Source organism: Herpetosiphon sp. (assembly GCF_003512625.1).
Lineage (GTDB): Bacteria > Chloroflexota > Chloroflexia > Chloroflexales > Herpetosiphonaceae > Herpetosiphon > Herpetosiphon aurantiacus.
In genome coordinates this window covers 72366-74477 of record NZ_DOPT01000029.1, presented here as the reverse complement: position 1 = coordinate 74477, position 2112 = coordinate 72366, and the positions used below count along the sequence as shown (strand labels likewise).

General features: G+C 51.0%; 1 protein-coding gene. It reads right to left on the bottom strand.

Going from position 1 to position 2112, the window contains the following annotated elements; genetic code table 11:
* Positions 1–1915 (bottom strand): hypothetical protein (locus DEF47_RS06870; RefSeq protein WP_353845050.1); only part of this gene is annotated, 1915 nt, incomplete at its 3' end.
* Positions 1916–2112: the final 197 nt, after the last annotated feature.

Below are 2112 nucleotides of genomic sequence, written 5' to 3'. Positions count from 1 at the left end.
CAAAGCCATAGGCTGGCTGGCCCCAACGAAATGCGCCACGAGCTAATTCGCCGCCAACTAGCGGCATCCGCCCACCATTAACATATTCGCCAGGCACGTTGCCCCAGCCTGGCAATGTGCCAAAACTCTCGGCAGGAAATGGCGGGTCGATGCTGAACCATTCTGAGGAAAGACTGCTAGAATCAGCCACCCGCCGCTGATAATATTCGTCGATGATTGCCAAGGCCTTGCTGGCTTCCATGCCATAGCGATTGAGCGCATACGAGTTGGAGAGCGACAGTTGGCGAGCCTCATCGAGTTCAGGAATATCGAAAGGCTGCTCTAAAACATTGTGGGTGTAGAATTTGCCGTTCCACGCAACCTGATTCAGCTGCTTGGTTAGTTGTTGCGAACGAACCAGCCATTGAGTAGCTTGCTCAAAATTTGCTTGAGTTAGTTCAAGTTTGCTCAGCAAATACAAGCCATGAGCCATGCCCGTATTATCGCCGTGCATAATTCCAAAGCGGGTTTTTTCGTCGATCCAATGGCGTGGCGAGGTTTTGCCATCAGGGGCAATCGTCGGCCCACCATATTCAAAATCCCATGTGTCAATCGTATAGGGGCGGCGAATTAGACGCAGGGTGGGATTCCAGCGCTGTGGATCGCTCAGGCTATAGTTGATGCCGCGTAGCATGGCAGGTTTTTGCTCAAGCATCCAACTAGTATCGCCAGTGGCTTGCCAGGCTTGATGCACGCCCTGCACAAATAAATATTCTAAATCAGCCTCGACAGCGGTACGGCCTTGGACTGGTGCGCCGCCAAGCATTGCAAAATAGTCGTCGAAGGCTCCATTGGGCTTTTGCTCACGCCGAAAATAATCTAGCGTGCTGGTCATATCTTGCTCAAAATAGCGATAGCCCAAGCCTTGATGAACATGATCACGCAGCCAAATCAGGTAGCTATCGGGCGAACGATAGCCGCGAATCGTGTAGCCTTGATATTGATAGATCGATAGGTCGTTGCGCAAAAAGCTACGCACTTTGTTGGGCAGCGTATCGTAGGCCGCAACTCCAGTTTGAAGGCTGGTGGTCGCCTCAAGTTGATAGATGCTGCTGTTGATCGCCGCCACCTTGCCATCGATCAATAAGACGGCGTAATGCTGGCCTAACGCGCCTTGGGCTTGGAATGCGAGGGTTTGGCTTTGGCCTGTGAGGTTTAGGGTTTGGCTGGTTTCAAGTTGGCCAGCACTATCAAAGATGCGTAGGTTGGCTGCGCCGTTATAGTTGCCAGCATCAATTTGAATTTCAAATTGGTCGAGTGGCTTGAGTGGTTGGCTTGGGCCAGTTAAATTGGCACGAATTGGGCTGGCTTGGCGTGTGCCATTCAGCAGCCAATCGGCCTGCCACCGTCCAAGTGGGCTGAGCATAATTTGTTGGTTGGTGCTGATCAGCAATTGCTGCTCAAAATATTGCATAATTTGTTGCTGACCAGTTAATGGATTAGTCTCGCTGACCGTTTCAGTGATGGGGTTGCCCAAACGACTGGCCTCGCCATTGGCTTGCCAGTAGCGACGAAACGGCTCGCAGATTGAGCGTTCGGTTGTTTCAACCCGCAAACACTGGCTAGTTGGCAGATGTTGGCGTTGGTTTTGCCAGGTTCGGCGGCTGGCCTGAAATAGCTCTAGCCCAAGCTTGGCGGGCACAACTTGATTGTTGACCAAGTGCAAGCGTTGGTTTTCGAAATATTGTACCAACTGACTATCGAACCACAGCGCTTCGCTTATTGGTTGACCAAAGATTGCTGCGCCGCCGTTCGCCTGCCAAAATTGTTGAAACTCGGCTTGCACTTGATACGTGGCCGCAACCGTGCTGGTATGGCTCGGCACGAAGCTTAATCCAATTAATAAACATCCTAACCAACAAAAAACTCGTCTCATCCATACCTTCCATGAATTTGCTGGCTACTGGCAACAACTACCAGTAGCCTGTACATTATGTGTACTGGCTTATTGAGTTAATACCTAGTTCCAACATGCCCTCATCCTTTAGCCTTATAAGGGTAGGTTTTAACCATCATTGCGGATTACCACCCTTCCGTCCCGCCTCAAGGCGGGAGACGCAGGGGGCTTTAATC